We start from the raw sequence: 19,899 nt of genomic DNA, 5'->3' as shown, positions 1-19,899 counted from the left end.
ACGCGATGACGTCCGATGCAACGGCAATCGATCCGGCTCTCATTGCAGAGGTGGAGAGCTTTCAGCATCGACTGTTGATTCGCGCTGGATTCGATCCCGAAACATTTGCTCAGCGCTCGGACGCTGACGAAGTCACCTTGCCAATCCGGATCGCTTCACGTGGTTTGCGACTGATCTTCCGGATCACTGGGCATCGCGATCGTGCAGAGGAGATCGGTTCCTTCATCGAGTACGCGCGCGAACGGTCGCGCGAGGCGCCGCTGCTGCGTAAGCTGACAGCGGAACGAACCGCTCGCGACCCCGCACCCGTCTCGCGCTACCAGCGTCGCGACGACCATAGCTTCCTGCTCGAGATACGCTCTCTCATACGTGCTGCGCTTGATAAATTGCCCGCAGGTGATCCACGTCGCGACATGATCCAGACGATCGACAGGACCCTGCTCGCCACCGCCCCGCTCGGGAGATGCGACGCCTGGATCCGGGCGAGTGCAGACCGCCGTAGTTTCGCGATCACGATCGACGATGAAATCGTGCGGCTCGCGTCGCAGATGGGATTTCTATTTGCAGAGATCATCGGCGAGCACCGCGACACGATGATCCTCGACTCGCACCGCGCCGAGGAATTGCTGACCAAGGCGGATGGTCCGATCACGCAATTCGGCAAGATCGTCCGCGGCTTCATCATTGATGGCTCAAGCCTGATGGCGATCCCGCCTGCCCGGCCAAGCCGGTTCTCGCGCGACGTGATGGCGACCTTTGTCCAATTGGCGGCCATCTTCATCCTTGCGCATGAATACTCTCATGCGCACCTTGGTCATTTCGACGATCACGGTCAATTTCTTCGAATGATGGAAGAATGCGAGGACGATGATGAAGAGGCAGCCAGATATCAAAAAGCGCGAACCGACTCAATCGAAGCCGAGGCGGATGCAAATGCGCGTGCGGTGGTCCTTTGCGTTTGCCGCTTCTGGAACTATGATCCGAGCCTCATGGGGGCGGCCGCGGTCTCGATCCTGTCGGTCTATGATGCGGTATATCGCTCGATCGCGGCCAGCGCCGGGTTTGATGAGTCCCGTGCCGATGCAATCGTGAGCAGGCTGTTTAATCATCCGTCACCCTCCGAGCGGCTGCGCCGACTGATCAATCCCTCTGCACCGTCGGACGTCTGGGCACATTATGTGGCCAAGGGTCTGGCACAGCATCGATTCGAGGTGCGGCCCGATCGGATCCACCGGCGGTGGTCCGGTCTTCTGACGGCACTATCCCGCGTCGCTACGTCATAGACGAAAGGACGGGCCCTTCAGCCCGTCCCTCTTGAACAGCAGTCGACGCAAGATCACGGTTCCCGCAAGGTATCGATCAGGTGATCTCCCGCCTGCCAACCGCCGAACTGATCGAGCGCATCAGTCCAGAACAGCCGCTGCAGCCAGCGATACGGAGCGCCATCGCGGGTGAAGGTCGCAGCATAGCCGCAGCGACCGTGCAGCATGCAGCGATTGTCAATGAGGATGAGCCGGCCAGGGTCGATCACCACACCGACCGCGACCGTCTGCAGCGCCCGGATGAAAGCCTGCAGCGCCACCGCGGCACGGTCGTCGTCAGCCCGAATCATATCGCCATAGGTGGCGATGATGAGGGCGATGCGGTCCCCGGGGCCCGGGACGACAACCGCAGTGCGCCGTTCGGTCGGCATGTCCGTTCGCCGCCAGCGCTCGGGCCGACGGATCCAGAAGCGCTCTTCGAACAGGATCGCCCGGTCCTCCTCGCTCAGCATATCGAGCGCGATCCGCCCATCGGCCACATAAGTCGCGGGCGACCCGCCAGGCTCGCGGCATACACCGATCAGAGCGAGCCCTGCCGGCGAACGGTCCTGCCGGAAGGTCCGGCCAAAGGCGTTCTCGATATGCGGATTCAATTGGACCGCCCCCAGACCGGTCAGCGTCTTCGTACGGCCAAGCTTGGCCGCGACGTTGCTGACCAGGCTGCGGCCCTCCTGGACGATCGCATAGGGCACGCCGCACTGGGCGACAAAGCCGGTGAGGACAGCCTCGCTGATACCGGTCGGCTTCGCACGGATCGGCGCTTCCGGGTCGATCGGTCCCGAGAGAACATTCGCATCGACTGGCACATTGTCGATAACCAGTGCGCCGAGATGGGGAAGATCGGCCAGCATGCGGCGCTGGCCGTCCTCCAAAACCGCGGAAACTGCTGCGCCGGTGCGCGCGATATAAGGTGCGAAGGGGCCGTTGAGAGGGTACGTCTCTGCGGCGATCCGGGCACTCAGCGCGTTGCGCTGCGCGTCCGCCAGCATTATCGTCGGGAGTGGAAAGGTATTCATCATCTGGTGCCTCCTTCTATTCGAGCACCAGCAATCATTGATCTCAGGTGGTCCGGAAGGGCGGGGACCAAAAGGCGGGCAAAGTTCGCCTGGGGGACTCGGGAAGGAGTTTGATGGCTCTGGTTTCTTGCACGGCCCTACCATTAAAATTGCACCATTTTTTCGAGTTCGCCGGTCAGGCGATCGGCGGGCCATTCCCCATCAAAGACAAGGCAGCGATTGCCCGTCACCTCAACATCCCGCGCGCACGCGTCACCGAATGGACCCAGGCCGACGACGACAAGAACCGGCCCGTCAACAGCGTCCAGAACGCACATGTCGAGGAGTTGGCGCGGCTTTATGCTTTACTTGCGCCCGGCCCGATTCTTGCTGAGGAGGCGTATCGCTACTGGCGCTATGTTTCAGCGGAGGTGTTTCGGGACGGGCTGTTTCCGCGTCCGGACTGGCGCAACTTGTGTGCCCTGCTCAAGAGCCGTGAGCCAAAGGTCAAGATCACATTGGACCCGGCGCAGGATGCGCTCGGTATGATGGACGAGATGGTCGAGCCGGTGCCCGGAACACACTGTCTCAAGCTCGGCCAGCACTTTTCAGTTTACGTGGAGCGCATCCGGGGTAAATCGATGTACCTGCTGGTAGATGCTCCCGAAGGCCTGTTCCTCCATGTTCCAGGAGCCACCTTCGACGGAATATTTCGACAGAATCCGCAGAGATTACCCCCTGAACGGCGGTGGCGGTTCACGACCAACGGCCCCCATCGCATCATTGTGATCGAACTCAGCGCCGACGCGCCGCCCTTTGTCCGCCACCTGTCCACCAGGGGGGCGCTCAGCGAGCGCGAGATCGATACGATGGTCTCGGCGCTGGAGGATCCTGGTCGAGTGCCGGTCTGGAACTGGGGCGCATGCGCCATCCATGTCGGCGACATGAGCGCGGACCAAGACTGACGACTGAGAATGGCCCGTCCAGCGATCGGCTGACCACTTACTCCTTTGATGCGGCACGCATGCTGGCCCCGGATGGCCGTTCACCGCCAGACGGCAGCACCCCGCACGGGCGGACGATGGGCCAGGCAGGTGGCCACGACCAGCATCTGGAACAGCTGGACCGGCAGGCTGCCGCCGGTCTGCCAGGCGAAGCCGCCGGGCAGGGCAGCGCAGATCAGGATGGCGATCGGGAAGCTGCCATGCAGCCGCACCAGCGGCAGCCGGCCCGCCACCACCTGGCGGTGGCTGCGCAGGGCCGGCGACATGCTGCGGCTGCCGAACAGGGCCCCGTTGAGGGCGGTGGAAAAGCCGCCCGCGACGCCGATCCAGAGCGCCACCGCCGCCAGCTTCCACCACAGCCCATTGACCACCGCCACTCCGCCGGCGGCCGAGGCCAGCTCCAGCGCCGCGGCGGCCAGGCAGATCGCGGCCAGCCAGACCGTCAGGCGCCGGGTGATATCCCGGTCCAGACGGGCCGGCAGGGCGGCATCGGACGGAAGATCGGCGGAAACGTGGTGCTGGGCCATCGGCGCGCGTCCCCGGCTGGTCGGAAGTCTTGCCCGGGGAGGATAATCCCGGCAGGTCCATGTCACCACAGGTTTTCAGGGCGGGGCGACCGGCAAAAAGGTTGGGGCCCGCACGCACACCGCCGCCGCAACCCTTGAATGTGGGGCGGCGGCGGCGCGTCGTCTTATAGATGCAGGTCGGGGTCGTGCCCTACCAGGCACGTGCCCCGCCGCTCTGGGCCTGGGAAACCGTGCCTGCGATGTCGCCGGCGCGGAGATAGTCTTCCAGCCGGTCCAGCCGGGCGGTCCAGTCGCGTTCTGCGGCCTGCATCAGATGCAGGCGGGCCTTGTCCTCGAAGCCCGACCAGCCGACATGGTCCAGCTGAAGGCGGGTGTCGCCGTCGGGGGTGGGCGTCAGGCGGATATTGACCCGCGTCTCGGCAGGCCAGGCGGCATCTGCCCAGGCCAGTTCGAGTGCGGAAGGCGGCGACCAGCGGAGCACGCGGCCGCGCACTTCGCGCGACTGCTCCCGCCCGTCGCCCCGGACGAACAACCTGCCCCCGGCGCGAGGTGTGAGGGAGACATGCCTCCCCCACCACGCCTGAACATGCTGCGCGCCGGTCAGGGCCTCCCACACCGTCTGCCGGTCCGCGGCGAGATCGACCTTCAGGCGAATGATCCTGTCGGTAACGTTCATGATGCGTCTCCGGTAACGGGGTGGGACAGGTCGGCGGTGCGGCGGCTCACTTCCTGAGCGTGTCGCGGACCTCGTCCTTGGCCTTGCCGTATTCCTTCTGCACCTTGCCGGCCGTCTTTTCGGTGCGGCCCTCGGCCTCGGTGGTGGGGTCGTCGGTGGCACGGCCGGCGACTTCCTTGATCTTGCCGGTGACCTGGCGGGCGGTGCCTTCAACGCGATCCTTGTCCATCTTCGGTCTCCATTGCTGTCGATGCGGCGGAGGCTCGTATCCGCCGTCCTGGTTCAGACATCGGCATGGAGAGGGACAGGCACAAGCCGGTGACGGCAGAAGCCACGAAGCGACCATCATGAGGTCACAGCCCGGCGCAAATAACGCCGGAAGGTCCGGTTTCGGCCACGGATCGTTGGCGCCCGCACCTGTTCAGGCCCCGCCGGTTTTGCCCTGCGCCGGTTTCTACGGCGACCGGTCACCGCCCGGCGAGGACTTTCAGCGCCGCCGCCGCCGCCGCGGTGCGGTTCTCGACCCCCAGCTTGGCGAAGATGCGCTCGACATGCTTGTCGACCGTGCGCGGCCCAAGCTCCAGGATCTCGGCGATCATCCGGTTGGCCTTGCCGTTGGCGACCCAGAGCAGCACCTCGGCCTCGCGCGCCGTCAGGCCAAAGGCCTCGCGCAGGAGATCCTCGTCGCGGACCTCGCGGCCTTCGGTCAGGCGCAGCAGGATCTCGTCGGGCCCCAGCCGGCCGATCAGCGCCAGGCAGAGCGGCAGCCCCGCCTCTACCGCCAGCGTCAGCGGCCCCGCCTCGGCGGCGCCCGGCACAGCCAGCCAGGCCGTCGCCTCGGCCCCCAGCCGGAAGCCTGCCGGCAGGCTCCCACCGGGCTGGCTCCCACCGGGCTGGCCCCCACCTGGCAGCCCCGCCCCGCCCCCGCCGCAGCGCGAGGGGAAGGCCGCCGCCAGCCGGGCCTCGGCCTGGGGCGTGGACCAGAGCAGGCGTGCCGCACCGTCCACCGCCAGCAGATGGCGGCCGGTGGCATCCAGCGCCGCGCGGGCACTCTGCGCCAGCCGGGCATTGGCCAGATGGGTGCGGATGCGGGCGATCAGCTCGTCGGGCACGATGGGTTTGGGCACGTAATCCACCCCACCGGCCGCGAAGCCGCGCACCACATGCTCGGTTTCCGCCAGCCCGGTCATGAAGATCACCGGCACATGGGCGATATGGGGCCGGGTCTTCAGCCGCCGGCAGGTTTCGAACCCGTCCATGCCGGGCATCACCGCATCCATCAGCACGATATCGGGCGTCACCCGCTCTACCAGGTCCAGCGCGCGGGCGCCCTCTGCCGCGACCAGCACGGTCAACCCCGCCGCCTCGATCGCATCGGTCAGCAGGGCCAGCGTCTCCGCCCGGTCGTCCACCACCAGCACGATATCGCGCGGCCTGGTCATCATCATCCCCCGCTCTCCCGTTGGCTTTCCGCACGGCCGGTTTCCGCATCCCAGCCGTCGAGCACCGCATCGAACCCCGCCAGTTCGAACCGCTGCAGCATGGCGACCAGCCGCCCGGCGGTCGCTGCATGTTCAGGCATGTCCGCCGCCGCACTCTCCAGCCGCTGGATCAGGCCGCGGACATATCCGATGGCAGCCAGCCGCCGCAGATCCTGAACCAGCTCTGCCGGCAGCGGCGCCAGAACCGCGCCCACACCCTGCCGGGGCAGAGATGGTGTCGTGTCCGCCGCCGCCTCGGCCTCGGCCCCGGGGTCGGCATGCAGCCAGCGCAGCGCCAGCAGCCGGCCCACCGTCTCCACCAGCCGGTCGAGATCCACCGGTTTCGGCACGAAGGCGTCATGGGGCGGCGGCGGACCGCCGTTCGCGGCATGGTCGATCAGGTCGCGGTCGATCTGGGCATCGGCCGAGACCATGACGATGGCAGTATGGTCCAGCCCCGCCCGGCGCATCTCCCTGGCCGCCGTCCAGCCGTCCATATCGGGCATGGAGATGTCGAGCAGCACGAGATCGGGGCGGAAGCGTTCGGCCAGCGCCAGGGCGGTTTCGCCATCGGCCGCGAACAGCAGGGTGAAATCCAGCGGCGCCAGCACATCGGCGATCAGCGACCGGTGCGAGGGGTCGTCATCGACGACCAGCACCATCCGCCGCCGGCCGGCATAGCCGGTCACGTCGCGGGCGGGCCGGGGCGGGGCCGCCGGCTCGCCCGTGTCGTGCACGCCCGCATCCGACAGGAACAGGCGGATGCGGAAACGGCTGCCCTGGCCGGGGGGGCTGGTGACGGAAATCTCGCCGCCCAGAATCTCGGTCAGCAGCTTGGCGATGGTCAGGCCCAGCCCGGTGCCGGGCAATTCCCGCGCCCGGGCCGATCCGCCGCGCTCGAAGGGTTCGAAGATCTTCGCAAGATCGGCCGGCGCGATGCCGATGCCGGTGTCGATCACCTCGAACTCCGCCACCTGGCTGCGGCGGCGGACGCGGAAGGTCACCTGGCCGCGATCGGTGAATTTCACCGCATTGGACAGAAGATTGATCAGGATCTGGCGCAGCCGCTTCTCGTCGGTCCAGACCTCGACCGGCGCACCGCTGGCCTGGACGGTGGCGATGTCGGGGGCCGCATCGTAGACGAAGCCGATGCCCTTCTCGGCGGCGGCGAGCGAAAACATGCCGACCAGCTGATCCAGGAAATCCCCCAGCCGGATGCGTTCCCGCGCCAGCGTCACATGCCCCGCCTCGATCCGCGAGATGTCGAGCAGCCCGTCGATCAGCCCGGCCAGGTGTTCGGCGCTGCGCCGCACCACCCGCACGGCATCCCGCCGGGCCGGCGGCATGCCGGCATCGCGTTCCAGGATCTGGGCATAGCCGAAGATGGCGTTCAAAGGCGCGCGCAATTCATGGCTGATGCCGACCACATAGCGGGTCTTGGCAAGGTTCGCGGCCTCTGCCGCCTCCTTGGCGCGCTGCAGCTCGGCATCGGTCGCCTTGTGGGCCTCGATCTCTTCCAGCAGCAGCCGGGTCTGGCGGTTGCTTTCGGCCTGGGCGACCCGGCGGCTTTCGCGCGCCAGCACGAACAGCCAGGCGGCGACGGCGGCGATGATCGCCATGGCCGCAAAGGCCTTCCACAGCGTGGCCCCGGCACCAGGCCCCGGCGGCCCGCCGTCGAGATGCGCCTGCACCCCCACCAGCGCCAGTGCTGCGCCGATCACCCCCAGCGACACCGTCAGGATGGTGAGATAAAGCCCCAGCGGATGCAGGGTGCGGCTGCGCGCCGCCGCCGGCATCACCCGGCGCAGCAGCTGGGCGAACTGGTCGGTCAGCCGGGCATCGGTTTTGCAGACGTCGTGGCAGCGGGCATCGAGCGAACAGCACAACGAGCAGATCCGCCCGCCATAGGCCGGGCAATGCGCCATGTCCTCGGGCTCGAAACTGTATTCGCAGATCACGCAGGGCTCAGGCGCCGCCCCCTCTTCACCCAGTTCATCGCTCACCGGCGCCGGCTGGCGGGCCAGATAGAAGCGGTGGCCGCCGGCCGCCGCGATGGCCGGGGCGGCGATCATCGGCACGCCCAGGGCGATGAAGGCCGCAAAGGGCTGGATGGCCGCGCCGAAGGCGCCGAAATGGCAGAGCATCGCGCCCGCCGCCGCCAGCCCCATGGCGCCCAGCCCCACGGGGTTGACGTCGTAGAGATGGGCGCGGCGGAACTCGATCCGCTCAGGCGCCAGACCGAGCGGCCGGTTGATCACCAGATCGGCGGTGATCGCCCCCACCCAGGCGATGGCGACGATCGAATACAACCCCAAGATGTGTTCCAGCCCTTCATAGATACCGAAGGACATCAGCAGCACGGCGATGGCGACGTTGAAGATCAGCCAGACCACCCGGCCCGGATGGCTGTGGGTCAGCCGCGAGAAGAAGTTCGACCAGGCGATGGAGCCGGCATAGGCGTTGGTGACGTTGATCTTCACCTGGGCCAGCAGCACGAACACCCCGGTCAGCCCCAGCGCCAGCGCCGCCTGATCGGTGCCGACCATCCGGCCGAAGGCGACGAGATACATCCGGGTCGGCTCGTCGGCATGGGCGGCGGGCACGCCCGCCTCCAGCGCCAGCACCGCCAGCAGCGACCCGCCCAGCAGCTTCAGCGCGCCGGGGATGATCCAGCCCGGCCCGGCCGCGGTCATCGCCGCCCACCAGCGCAGATCGCGCCGGCCGCGGCGGCGGGGCAGGAAGCGCAGGAAATCCACCTGCTCGCCGATCTGGCCGACCAGGGCGAACAGCACGCCCGATGCGGCACCGAAGGCCATCAGGTCGAAGCCGCCCGCAGACATCCCGGCGCCGCCGCCGGTCTCGGTGCCGGCAAAGCCCTGCCAGCGGCTGAAGATCCCCGGATCGGCCAGCGCCAGGGCGATGAAGGGCAGCAGCTGCAACACGATCCAGACCGGCTGGGTCAGGTTCTGCACCCGGTTGATCAGGGTGATGCCGTGGGTGACGATCGGGATGATCGCGATCGACGAGGCGATCGTGCCGATCCAGAACGGCACCCCGAACAGATCCTGAAGCGCCATCGCCAGAATCGCGGCTTCGATCGCGAAAAAGATGAAGGTGAAGCTGGCATAGATCAGCGAGGTGATCGTCGATCCGATATAGCCGAAGCCGGCGCCGCGGGTGAGCAGATCGATATCCACCCCCCATCTGGCGGCCGAGGCGGCGATCGGCAGGCCGGTCAGGAAGATCAGCGCCGAGACGGTGAGGATCGCGGCGACCGCATTGTCGAAGCCATAGGCCAGCGTGATCGCGCCGCCGATCGCCTCCAGCGCCAGGAACGAGATGGAGCCGAGCGCGGTATTCGCCACCCGCCAGGGCGACCAGCGCCGCGCGCTCTTGGCGGTGAAGCGCAGCGCATAATCTTCCAGCGTCTGGTTCGCGACCCACTGATTGTACTGCCGGCGGACCCGGACGATGCGCTGCGGCGCGGCCGTGCCCGGCCTGAAGCCCGACACGCCGCCGCCACCCGCCTGCCCGCTGCTGACCCTCCCGGCATCCGCCATACGCCCGCCTGCCGCCTCCCCGCGGTTCAACGCCCGTGAACCATCAGCCTAGCGGCGCCGGGGGCCGGCTCCCATACGTTATTTTGCGTATGCGGCAGGCGGATTGCTGCCCCGCAACATGACCCCTGCCCGGAACCTTGTGCCCGGCCCGGCAGTTCTGAGGTCAAGCGGACGCCCAACCGGGCGCCCGAAGCGACATGACGCGGAGGCCCGCATGAACGAGCCCACCCCCGCCCAGGAACGCGCCCGCCAGCAGGGCCAGGGCATCACCCCCGGCCCCCATCCGGCCGCCGACGCCCCCCGCACCCCCGGCCCCGACGCCCCGGTCAACCCGGCCGGCCACCCCCCGGTCGAAGACCGCACCGCCGCCCGCCAGGCCCGCACCACCGGCCGCATGCGCCATGTGCTGTGGATCAGCCTGTCGCTGGCGGTGCTGGCGATGATCATCGTGTATCTGCTGATGTTCTGACCGGTCGAGCGCAGGCTCCGCCACATCGCCGCACCCCCCGATCCCCGCCCCACCCCACCCGCGCCTTGCGTTATGATGGCGCTGCCCGATGGTCCGGCGAGGGGATGGACATCCGATGCACACCGAAGACCAGAGCGCTGCGATCGCCTGCGTGAAAGAGCATCTGGCGGCAGGCGACGGCGTGCCGCCGCGGCTGGTGGAGACCCATATCTCGCTGGTCTTCATCGGCCGGACCCGCGTGCTGAAGCTGAAGAAGGCGGTGCGGTTTCCCTATCTGGATTTCGGCACCGCGGCGCTGCGGGCGGCCGCCTGCGGGCGCGAGGTGGCGTTGAACCGGCGCACCGCGCCCGGGATCTATCTGGGGGTCCGACGGCTGACCGCCGGCCCCGACGGCCGGGTGGTGATGGAGGGTGCGGGCCCGCTGGTCGATGCCGTGGTCGAGATGGTCCGTTTCGACGAGGACGGGCTGCTGGACCGGCTGGCGGAGCGTGACGGGGCAGGAGAGGGAGACGGGCTGAACCGCGGCCTGATCGAGGCGCTGGGCCAGGCGGTGCATGATTTCCATGCCGCCGCCCGGGTGATCGGGCCCGATGGCGGGGCCGACCGGGTGCGGCGGGTGCTGGAGATCAACCGCCAGGGGCTGGAGGCGGGCATTGCCGCCGGGCTGCTGGATGGCGAGGTCGTGCGCGCCGTGATCGGGGCGAGCGAGGCCGCCTTCGCCACCCATGCCGCCCTGCTGGAGACGCGCGGGCGGATCGGCCGGGTGCGCCATGGCCATGGCGATCTGCATCTGCGCAACATCGTGCTGATCGACGGCCGCCCCACCGCTTTCGACTGCATCGAATTCGACGACGATCTGGCGATCACCGACGTGCTCTATGATCTGGCCTTTCTGATCATGGACCTGCTGCATCGGGGCCGCCCGGCCGCCGCCGCCGCGGTGTTCAACCGCTATCTGGATGCCGCCCCGGAAGACGATGCCGGTGCCGCCCATGACCGGGGCCCGGGGCTGGCGCTGATGCCCCTGTTCCTGGCCATGCGTGCGGTGGTGCGCGCCCATGTGGGGGCCGCCGCCGCGATGGATGCGAGCGGTGCGGATCGCGACCGGATCGCGGCCGAGGCCGGCGCCTATCTGGATCTGGCCCGCCGGCTGCTGGCCCCCGCCCCGCCCCGGCTGGTGGCCGTGGGCGGGTTCAGCGGCAGCGGCAAATCGACCATCGCCGCAGCCCTTGCGGCCGATCTGGGCGCCGCACCGGGCGCCCGGATCATCGCCAGCGACCGGCTGCGCAAACGCGCCTTCGGCCAGGCCGCCACCACCCGCCTGCCCGCCGAGGCCTACACCCCCCAGGTGTCGGAACGGGTCTATGCAGAGATGGCGGCAGAGGCCGCGGCGGCGCTGGCTGCCGGCCATTCGGTGATCGCCGATGCCGTCTTCGACCGCGCCGATACCCGCGCGCGCATCCGCGCCGTGGCCGACGACGCCGGCCTGCCCTTCGACGGGCTGTGGCTGGAGGCGCCCGAGGCGGTGCTGGTCGAGCGCGTGACCGCAAGGCGGGGCGACCCGTCGGATGCCGATGCCGATGTCGTCCGCGCCCAGCTGGCCCGGGCCGCCGGCAGCGGCGGCCCGACGGACTGGCATCATCTTGCCGCGGATGGCGCGGCAGACGACCGGGCGGCACGGGCACGGGGGATGCTGGGGCTCACCTCTGCCCCCCTCTCTACCTCTGCCCCCCTCTCTACCTCTGCCCCCAACCCTACCTCTGCCACTGCGCCAGAATGACCAGCGCGCCGGCGAAGACCAGCCCCGCCCCGGCCCAGTCGGACAGGCTCAACCGCACGCCGTCGACCACCCGCAGCCAGACCAGGGCGGTGGCGACATAGATGCCGCCATAGGCCGCGAACACCCGGCCGCTCGCCGCCGGGTGCAGGGTCAGCAGCCAGACGAACAGGGCGAGCGCCGCCACCCCCGGCAGCAGCACCCAGGCCCCGGCCGCACCACGCAACCATAGCGCGGGCAATACGCATCCGATAATCTCGGAAAGCGCGGTGATCACGAACAGTCCGACGGTTTTCAGCATGCGGCCCGGCGTCGCACCTCAAATAGGGGAACAGACCCTGTTTGTTTACACTTTCTTCGTGATGATCATGCCACAAAAGGGCGGGTGTCCATGCCGGATGTGGCAGGGGAACGGCACCCGCCTGTGGACGGATGATCCTCATGTCGGATGATCGGGTGGCAGAGGACGAGGATCTGAAAACGTCGGAACGACGCTGGACGTTCCGCAGTAAGGTCGCCGTGGCCGCCATCCTGGCGCTGGCGATCTGCAGCGCCTTCGCCATTGCCGGCACCCGCATGGCGGATGCCTTCGATCGCGTGCGCGAGACCCGGGCGGTGATCGCCGCCGCCGACGGGCTGCTGACCGCGCTGACCGATGCCGAAACCGGCCAGCGCGGCTATCTGCTCACCGGCGACGAAGCCTATCTCGCCCCCTATTACAGCGCCCGCCCCCTGGTCGGCCGCCATCTGGACGAGCTGGACCGGCTGTTCAGCAGCATCGATCGCCAGCACGCCCTGCTGGACCGGCTGCCTGGGCTCGTCTTCGGCAAGATGACCGAGCTTGAGGAAACCATCATCCTGCGCCGGGTGGGCGGGCTTGCCGCCGCGATCGATCAGGTCCGCGAGGGCCGGGGCGCCGCCTCCATGGACCAGATCCGCAGCCTGCTGACCGATCTGCGCACGGGCGAACAGCAGGAACTGGACACCCACACCGCCGATGTCCTGATCAGCTTCCGTGCCGGCGGCCTGCTGGCCGGCATTTCGGTGCTGGGCCTGATCATCCTGACCTTCGTCTATCTGAGAGCGCAGGAACAGGCGCAGCGCCGGCAGCTGGCGCTGACCGACGGGCTCAAGGCCGCCAAGGCAGATCTGGAACGGCGCGTGGAGGAACGCACGGCGGAACTCGCCCGCGCCAACACCATCCTGTCGCGCTTCCTCGCCAATGTCAGCCACGAGCTGCGCACGCCGCTGAATGCGATCATCGGCTATGCCGACGCGATCGCAAGCCGGATCCTCGGCCCGGTGGGCCATGAGCGCTATGTCGATTTCGCCCGCAACATCACCTTCAGCGGCCGCCATCTGCTCGACATGATCAATCACATCCTCGACTTCTCGAAGGTCGAGGCCGGCGGGCTGGAGCTGGAACTTGAAGCGCTGGATCCGGTGTCGGTGGCCGAGGGCTGTATCGACATGATCCGCCCGATGGCCGACGAGGCCCGGGTGGAACTGGTGCTGGATGCCGGCGATGCGCCACAGCGGATCATCGCCGACCCGCTGCGGCTCCGCCAGATTCTGCTCAACCTGTTGTCGAATGCGGTGAAATTCACGCCCGAGGGCGGCCAGGTGCGGCTGGAACTCGCCGCCGTGCCGGTCGATGCCGGCACGCCCTGGCTGATCCGGCTCAGGGTGCGCGACGACGGCATCGGCATGACGCCCGACCAGGTGCAGGTCGCGCTCACCCCCTTCGGCCAGGTCGACAACGCCATGGGCCGCCGCCATGCCGGCACGGGGCTCGGCCTGCCGCTGACCCGCCATCTGGTGGACCTGCATGGCGGCCGTTTCGACATCCAAAGCGCCCCCGGCGCCGGCACCACGGTCGAGATTGCCCTCTGATCCGCAGAGCGGACCAGAGGTGACCGCCCCTTCCCAGCCGCCCCGCACGCGCCTATGCTCCCGCGGAACCACAAGAACCGTATCCAAGGGAGGCTGCGGCCCCATGCAGAACCTGTTCGACATTTCCGGCAAGGTGGCACTGGTCACCGGCGGGTCGCGCGGTATCGGCGAGATGATCGCCACCGGCTACGTCGAGAACGGCGCCAAGGTCTATGTGTCGTCGCGCAAGGCGACGGTCTGCCAGCAGATCGCCGACAAGCTGTCGGAACGCGGCACCTGCATCGCCCTGCCGGCCGATGTCTCGACCCTGGCCGGCATCGAAAGCCTGGTCGCCGAGATCACCGCGCGTGAACAGAAGCTCGACATCCTGGTCAACAATGCCGGCGCCACCTGGGGGGCGGCCATCGACGACTATCCGGAAAGCGGCTGGGACAAGGTGGTCGACCTCAACATGAAGTCGGTCTTCTTCATGACCCAGAAGCTGCTGCCGCTGCTCAGGGCCTCGGCCTCGGCCGCCTCGCCCGCCCGGGTGATCAACATCGCCTCGATCAACGGTATCAACCCCACTTTCCTTGAAACCTATGCCTATACCTCGTCCAAGGCCGGCTGCATCATGCTGACCCGCCATCTGGCGAAACGGCTGGCGGCCGAGAACATCCTGGTCAACGCCATCGCCCCCGGCCCCTTCCCCAGCCAGATGATGGCGGCGACCTTGGCCGAACGCGGCGACGAGGTGATCGCCGAGGTGCCGCTGGGCCGCATCGGCCAGCCCGAGGACATCGCCGGCGTCGCGATCTTCCTGGCCTCGCGCGCCGGCGCCTATACCACCGGCGCCACCATCCCCTGCGACGGCGGCGCGGCGGAGGTCTGATCCCCCCTCCCTGCTCTGCACCCCGGCTCAGCCGACCTCGACCACCGGCAGCGGCAATTCCCCAAGGGCGGCGCGGATGCGCGCCGCGCCGGCGGCGGGCCAGTCGGGCGGCAGGTCCAGCCGCAGATGCAGGCCGTTGGCACCGTCGGTGGCGGCGCTCACGGCCTCCGTCGCGGCCGGATCGATCGTGGCCAGCAGCGCGCGGGCGGCGGCCTCTGCCGCCAGCTCGCGCAGCCGCGGCTTGAAGATCTTGCCGACCGGCGTTACCGGCATGTCGGCGAGCGGTTCGATCCGCTTCGGCCGGGCGGGCGGCTCGGTGATGCGGGTTTCGATGAAGCCCGCCAGATCGGCCAGATCAGCACCTTCGGCCGGCACCACGAACAGCATCGGCACCTCGCCCGCATAGGCGTCGGGCAGGCCCACCGCCGCGGCCATGGCGACGCCCGGATGGGCCATGGCGGCATCCTCCAGGATCAGCGGGTCGATATTGTGGCCGCCGCGGATGATCAGATCCTTGATCCGGCCGGTGATGTGCAGCTGGCCGCTTTCGGCGATGCGGCAGATGTCGCCGGTGCGCAGCCAGCCGTCATGAAACGCCGCCTCGGTCTGGCGCGGGTCCATATAGCCGGCGAAGACCTGCGGGCCCCGGGCCAGCAGCTCGCCCGCAGGGGTCGGCGCCGTGCGGTGCAGCACGCCCTCGGCCAGAACCGCCACCTCCACCTGGGCCAGCGGCAGGCCGACCGCGGCGCCGTCGGGCATGACATCGTGATGGACCTGGGCGATGGCGCCGGAAAATTCGGTCATGCCATAGACCTGGCGCACGGCATCGCCGCCCCAGGCGGCCAGGAAGCGCTTCACCACCTCCGGCGGGCAGGTCGAAGCGCCGGTCAGCACCACGCGCAGCGACGACAGATCGGCGCCCTCGGTCGGCGTGCCGGCAACCGCCCCCAGGCTGGTCGGCACCAGCGCGCCCACGGTGATGCGGTGGCGGGCGACCATCTGCCAGAAGGCCGCGACCACGGCCGGGTTGCGGAAGCCGGCGATGGTCGGAAACCACATGCCGGCCCCGGCGGCGGCGGCGGCCAGCGCGCCCACGAAGGCGCCGCCGACATGGAACAGCGGCAGGCCGGCCAGCAGCCGGTCGTCCCTGCGATAATCGATCGACAGCATGGAGCCCAGGGCCGAGGCGACCATGCTGCGCTCGGTCAACCGGGCGAGCTTGGGCGCGCCGGTGGTGCCGCCGGTGGGATAGAGCGCCGCCACCCGGTCGGGATCGGCCGCGACGCGCCCCTCGTCGAGCCGGGTGCGCCAGTCGGGATCAGGTGCCAGCGCCTCGCCGTCCAGGGCGACGCTGCCGTCGATCGGCGCGGTCAGGATCCGCAGGCCGGGGACCTCCGCCTCCAGCCCCGCGACCTTTTCATACAGCCCCGCCGGCGCGCCTTCCGGCGGCACGATCAGCAGTTTCGCCTTCGCCGCTTTCAGCTGGCCGGCGATGGCATCGCGGGTGAACAGCAGGTTCAGCGGCTGGGCCACCCCCGCCCACATCGCCGCCCAGAGCGACACCATCAGCGCCGGGCAGCTGGGCAGCAGGATGGCGACCGCATCGGTGGGGCCGACACCCAGGGTACGAAAGCGCGCAGCGGCGGCGGCCGCCAGCCCCATCATCCGGTCATGGGTGACGGGGTCCGTGCCCGGATGGTCGGGGGTGGGCAGATGCACCAGCGCCACGCCCTCGGGGTTCAGGCGGGCGCCGCGCGCCACCAGATCGATCACCCGCGGATGGGCGGCGGTCAGGTCGGCGGCCAGCTGGTCGGTTGCCGGCTGGTCGGTGGGGGTGGAAGCGTCGGTCCGGGTCATGGGGTCACGTCACCTCTGGTCGAGGGACCGCCCATCCCGGCCGGTCGGGATCAGCTTCGGGAAAGCCCTGCGACGGCGGGCGGCCGCATGGCCGGCGGCAGCACGCCGTCGGTCAGGCGGATGTCGAGCCGGCGGGAGCCGGCGACGATGTCGCGGGGGCGCAGGCCGAAGATGTTGCGGATCGACCGGCTGAAATGGGTCTGGTCGGGATAGCCGAAATCCAGCGCCAGATGCGCCAGATTGGGATTGCGGTTGACATGGGCGAGCGAGATCCGCGCCCGTTTCCAGGCGCGCCAGTTGCGGAAGCTCACCCCCGTCTGGTCACGGAACAGGTGCAGGAAGCGCGACACCGACAGCTCGCACAGCGCCGCACAGGCCTCGGCCGAGGGGAAGGCCTGGATGTCCGCCGGGGCCTGGCGCACCACCGCGCGGATGCGGCGGTCCATCGGGCGGGGCGGAATGGCGGCGCCGAAGAAGGCGCGGTCGAAATCGGGGCTGTCGGGGCAGGCACCGCCCGGGCGGGCGGCGAGATCGGCATGGGCGGCGCGGATGCGGGCGACCGCTTCCGGCGCCTCGACGATGCCGGCGGCCTCGGGCGCGGCCAGCGCCCGGCGGATGAAACCGGGCAGGCCGTCCGGATCGACGGTCTCGGGCTCGATCTTCACCGCCAGAATGTCGCGGCCCTCGGCGCGGATGGTGTGGGGGGTGTAGGCGGGTACGACCGCGCAGCTGCCGACGCGGTCGGGGCCGCCTGACACCTGCACCGCGATCCGGCCTTCCGGCGCCACATAGATGCCGATCCCGCCCAGATTGCGGGTGGTGGGACGGCCGAGCAGCCCGGCATAGAACAGCCGCTCCGGCCCGATCAGCATCACCCGCGGATTGCCGCCGTCACGCATCGCCATCGCCCCGCCCTCCCGGTCAGGCGAGGCCCGAGAAATCGGGTTTGCGCTTCTCGAAGAAGGCACCCACGGCTTCGCGCACGGCGGGGCCTTCCATCAGCGTGGCCAGCGCGCGCATCTCGGCCTGAATGGCGCCTTCAAGCGCCGCCAGATGGACGTCCTGCAACAGTTTCTTGGTGGCCCGCACCGCCTCGCCGGCATAGCCCGCGATCTGGTCGGCGACCGCATCGGCGCGGGCCTCCAGCATGTCATGGGGCACGATTTCGGTCACGAGCCCCGCGGCCAGCGCCTCTTCGGCGCCGATCTTGCGGCTGGTCAGCATCCAGTCCCGCGCCCGCCGCTCCCCCACCGCCAGCGGCAGCAGATAGCTGGAGCCGATCTCGGGGCAGATGCCGAGGCTTGAGAACGGGAACACGAAGCCGGCGCGGTCCGAGGCAATCACGATGTCGCAATTCAGGATCAGCGTCGACCCGCCCCCGATCGCCGGCCCCTGCACCGAGGCCACGATCGGCTTCTGGAACCGCGCCAGCTCCAGCGTGCATTCGTAAAGCGCCGACTGTTCCCAGCCGCCCTTCAGCGGGTTTTCAACGAATTCATGCAGATCGCCGCCGCGGGTGAAGGCATCGCCGGTCGATCCCAGCCGCACCACCCGCACCGCCGGATCACCCGCCGCCGCGCGCAGCGCATCCCGCAACGCCGCGAACAGCGTCGCATTCATCAGATTGCCGGTCTCGGGCCGGTTCAACACGATCTGCGCGACACGTCCGCGACGCTCGACGGCGATGGGCATCAGGCATTTCCTCCCTGGCCACCGCCTGCATGGGCGGGGCGCGTTCTTATGGGTTGGGGGTATAATGCCTGTGTTTAGGTATTTAGGCAATGAGGGCGGAACGGCTCTCTCAGGATAAGCCACACCCTGCCGTCTTCATCCGGGTCGGCTCAAGCGTGGCCCAGGTTACCTGCACTCTCAGTAATCTCCCACGAGCGCATCAAACATGAGAACCATAATAAATATCTGAGGAAAAACGATTGTGTTAACGCGCACCCCCTCTTTTGTAAACATCCCGAAGTGTTTTCTCCACCATGAGAATCCATTCGGATACGCCATTTTATTCAAATACATACTATATTGCATGGCGATATATATAAATCCTGACAAAAACATCGACTTTATATATATTTCCATGAATTTTTCCGCAGGCAAATTTCCGTATAATGCGTGAAAAGCATAAGATACAGAAAAAGAAAAGGAGACACAGAATGCTATGACAACATGCCCTATTCTACGGTTCTCATCAATCATTGCCTTGATGAAGCGCGATTTCGCGCATCCCATAGTTAGAGATATGACGCAACATATCATGACAACCGATTTAATATTGGGAGCCATATAGCCTTGAAATATATCAATATTCATATACCCAAGAATGGTCGCTGCAAATGTCCCGATTGATATAATATTCGCGAAAAGACTGAGCAATCTTTCCCCTGTCATCGCCATTTTCAGCAATCCGTGCATCGCTCGTTCACAGGGTGGCGGGTTCCACGCATGAAAGTAGATCGTATAGAACATGCAGTTCACTATATAATGTTTTCACAAGACAACAATAGAAATGCGCCCTCAGGTTGATTTTTTGGAAACGGGCGGTGATCCTGCACGTCTGCCTCTGACTGCAAAGGAGGTCGATGCCTGGCTCACCCGTCGGACAGCCGGCAAAGACACGGCGCCGCCGTCGCGCCATGATTGACAGGCTTGCTCATCTCCCGACCACAGAAAGCGCCCGATGCCGACCGATCACGATTCCCTGCGGGAACACCACACTCTTTCCGGCTACACCCTTGCCGAGTTGCGCGCACTGGTGCAGGACGGCATCGACGGCGGCCCCGCAACCCCCTTCGATCCTGAAAGCATCAACCACGAGAGTCCACGGTTGCTCAAGGCCCGCCCCGTCGAGGCCCGACCACTCAAGGCACGACCACTCAAGGCACGACGCGATTGACCACGCGGGCGCTGTGCCACACGCCGCAGGCGCGCGCGGACCTTCTGATGCCCTGGTCAACGGCATCCACCGGCGCCTGGATCAACTGACGCGACACCCATATTCAGGCATGCTGCGCGAGGATATCGGCCCGGGCATCAGGCACCTGCTCGCCGGCCGGTATCTGGTCTTCTACCGGGTCACGCCGAAACAGGTGGAGATCCTGCGCGTCCTGCATGGCAGGCGGGGCATTGTGCAGCCTTTTATGTGACCGACGGTCGTTTGCCTTCTCTGGACACGCCACTAGACGTACTTGAACATCCACTGGTCTGCGTATGCTGGAAAGGAGGCGGAAACTTAGCCGATCGGCACAGCTCTGCTCGCGCGGGCCGACAACCAAAGTCCATGTCCTGTCGGACATGCGCAGACGGCCTCATACGCTTGTGGTCACGGCTGGAATGTCTCCGATCTGAGGGGAGCAGATCTGGATCGTGTCCCGAGAATTGGTGTAACAGCGCAGTCGCCGTTTGATCTCCGGCAGGGTTGTCCGGGATAGTCAGGCTGCCGCGACGGGCGGCAGGCTGGT

General features: G+C 67.6%; 19 protein-coding genes. 8 read left to right on the top strand and 11 right to left on the bottom strand.

From position 1 onward, the window contains the following. The first annotated feature begins 5 nt into the window (after window positions 1-5). A complete protein-coding gene (locus tag CMO28_RS18650; protein WP_296715777.1) occupies window positions 6-1,283 on the top strand; it encodes a hypothetical protein in 1,278 nt (425 codons plus the stop codon). 53 nt (window positions 1,284-1,336) lie between these two features. Here the strand turns inward: CMO28_RS18650 and CMO28_RS18645 are convergent, their stop codons facing one another. After that, window positions 1,337-2,341 carry a TauD/TfdA family dioxygenase gene (locus tag CMO28_RS18645; RefSeq protein WP_296715776.1) on the bottom strand — a complete coding sequence of 335 codons (1,005 nt, stop codon included), beginning with the start codon at window positions 2,339-2,341 and terminating at the stop codon, window positions 1,337-1,339. A 110-nt stretch (window positions 2,342-2,451) separates the two neighbouring features. On the opposite strand from CMO28_RS18645, the gene CMO28_RS18640 reads away from it, so the two are divergent. Beyond that, window positions 2,452-3,282 (top strand): hypothetical protein, encoded by an 831-nt coding sequence (locus tag CMO28_RS18640; protein ID WP_296715775.1) that lies wholly within the window; start codon window positions 2,452-2,454, stop codon window positions 3,280-3,282. 80 nt (window positions 3,283-3,362) lie between these two features. Here the strand turns inward: CMO28_RS18640 and CMO28_RS18635 are convergent, their stop codons facing one another. The 5 genes from CMO28_RS18635 to CMO28_RS18615 all read right to left on the bottom strand — a co-directional run bounded on the left by CMO28_RS18635 (window position 3,363) and on the right by CMO28_RS18615 (window position 9,565). Then, window positions 3,363-3,848, bottom strand: coding sequence for a hypothetical protein (locus tag CMO28_RS18635; protein ID WP_296715774.1), 486 nt, complete (start codon window positions 3,846-3,848; stop codon window positions 3,363-3,365). A gap of 190 nt (window positions 3,849-4,038) precedes the next feature. Next, window positions 4,039-4,524 carry an SRPBCC family protein gene (locus CMO28_RS18630; protein WP_296715773.1) on the bottom strand — a complete coding sequence of 162 codons (486 nt, stop codon included), beginning with the start codon at window positions 4,522-4,524 and terminating at the stop codon, window positions 4,039-4,041. A 46-nt stretch (window positions 4,525-4,570) separates the two neighbouring features. After that, window positions 4,571-4,753 carry a CsbD family protein gene (locus tag CMO28_RS18625; RefSeq protein ID WP_062764016.1) on the bottom strand — a complete coding sequence of 61 codons (183 nt, stop codon included), beginning with the start codon at window positions 4,751-4,753 and terminating at the stop codon, window positions 4,571-4,573. A 238-nt stretch (window positions 4,754-4,991) separates the two neighbouring features. After that, a complete protein-coding gene (locus CMO28_RS18620) occupies window positions 4,992-5,972 on the bottom strand; it encodes a response regulator transcription factor (RefSeq protein ID WP_296715772.1) in 981 nt (326 codons plus the stop codon). Then, the gene (locus CMO28_RS18615) at window positions 5,969-9,565 is read right to left on the bottom strand and encodes an ATP-binding protein (protein WP_296715771.1); all 3,597 of its coding nucleotides are present in this window, start codon (window positions 9,563-9,565) and stop codon (window positions 5,969-5,971) included. Before CMO28_RS18615 ends, CMO28_RS18620 begins: the two co-directional genes overlap by 4 nt. Before the next feature lie 214 nt (window positions 9,566-9,779). Here CMO28_RS18615 and CMO28_RS18610 point away from each other — a divergent pair, with 214 nt between their 5' ends. Together CMO28_RS18610 and CMO28_RS18605 are read left to right on the top strand one after the other, a co-directional pair. After that, window positions 9,780-10,034: a hypothetical protein gene (locus CMO28_RS18610; protein ID WP_296715770.1), complete on the top strand. Its 255-nt coding sequence runs from the start codon at window positions 9,780-9,782 to the stop codon at window positions 10,032-10,034. Window positions 10,035-10,149: 115 nt separating this feature from the next. Then, on the top strand, window positions 10,150-11,814 hold the full coding sequence (locus CMO28_RS18605) for an AAA family ATPase (protein ID WP_296715769.1): 1,665 nt from the start codon (window positions 10,150-10,152) through the stop codon (window positions 11,812-11,814). Here the strand turns inward: CMO28_RS18605 and CMO28_RS18600 are convergent. Beyond that, window positions 11,789-12,112 (bottom strand): YnfA family protein, encoded by a 324-nt coding sequence (locus CMO28_RS18600; protein ID WP_296715768.1) that lies wholly within the window; start codon window positions 12,110-12,112, stop codon window positions 11,789-11,791. The two genes, CMO28_RS18605 and CMO28_RS18600, sit on opposite strands and share 26 nt — an antisense overlap. Window positions 12,113-12,252: 140 nt before the next feature. On the opposite strand from CMO28_RS18600, the gene CMO28_RS18595 reads away from it, so the two are divergent. Further along, window positions 12,253-13,704 (top strand): CHASE3 domain-containing protein, encoded by a 1,452-nt coding sequence (locus tag CMO28_RS18595; RefSeq protein ID WP_296715767.1) that lies wholly within the window; start codon window positions 12,253-12,255, stop codon window positions 13,702-13,704. Between the two features lie 103 nt (window positions 13,705-13,807). Beyond that, a complete protein-coding gene (locus CMO28_RS18590; RefSeq protein WP_296715766.1) occupies window positions 13,808-14,575 on the top strand; it encodes an SDR family oxidoreductase in 768 nt (255 codons plus the stop codon). Between the two features lie 27 nt (window positions 14,576-14,602). On the opposite strand, the gene CMO28_RS18585 is transcribed toward CMO28_RS18590, so the two are convergent. From CMO28_RS18585 to CMO28_RS18570, 4 genes are all read right to left on the bottom strand, one after another. Continuing rightward, window positions 14,603-16,432, bottom strand: coding sequence for an AMP-binding protein (locus CMO28_RS18585; protein ID WP_296715765.1), 1,830 nt, complete (start codon window positions 16,430-16,432; stop codon window positions 14,603-14,605). A gap of 50 nt (window positions 16,433-16,482) precedes the next feature. Further along, complete coding sequence (locus CMO28_RS18580) at window positions 16,483-17,337, bottom strand: helix-turn-helix domain-containing protein (RefSeq protein ID WP_296715764.1); 855 nt, start codon at window positions 17,335-17,337, stop codon at window positions 16,483-16,485. Between the two features lie 16 nt (window positions 17,338-17,353). Continuing rightward, window positions 17,354-18,124, bottom strand: a complete 771-nt coding sequence (locus CMO28_RS18575; protein ID WP_296715763.1) for an enoyl-CoA hydratase-related protein — start codon at window positions 18,122-18,124, stop codon at window positions 17,354-17,356. 177 nt (window positions 18,125-18,301) lie between these two features. Next, on the bottom strand, window positions 18,302-18,835 hold the full coding sequence (locus CMO28_RS18570) for a hypothetical protein (protein WP_296715762.1): 534 nt from the start codon (window positions 18,833-18,835) through the stop codon (window positions 18,302-18,304). A gap of 283 nt (window positions 18,836-19,118) precedes the next feature. On the opposite strand from CMO28_RS18570, the gene CMO28_RS18565 reads away from it, so the two are divergent. Both CMO28_RS18565 and CMO28_RS18560 read left to right on the top strand, forming a co-directional pair. Continuing rightward, window positions 19,119-19,334: a hypothetical protein gene (locus CMO28_RS18565; RefSeq protein ID WP_296715761.1), complete on the top strand. Its 216-nt coding sequence runs from the start codon at window positions 19,119-19,121 to the stop codon at window positions 19,332-19,334. A gap of 13 nt (window positions 19,335-19,347) precedes the next feature. Continuing rightward, complete coding sequence (locus CMO28_RS18560) at window positions 19,348-19,584, top strand: type II toxin-antitoxin system RelE/ParE family toxin (protein WP_296715760.1); 237 nt, start codon at window positions 19,348-19,350, stop codon at window positions 19,582-19,584. Window positions 19,585-19,899 lie beyond the last annotated feature (315 nt).

This window comes from Tistrella sp., assembly GCF_002684955.1.
Lineage (GTDB): Bacteria > Pseudomonadota > Alphaproteobacteria > Tistrellales > Tistrellaceae > Tistrella > Tistrella mobilis.
The sequence above is the reverse complement of the archived record's forward strand: the minus strand, read 5'-3'. Positions and strand labels throughout refer to the sequence as shown.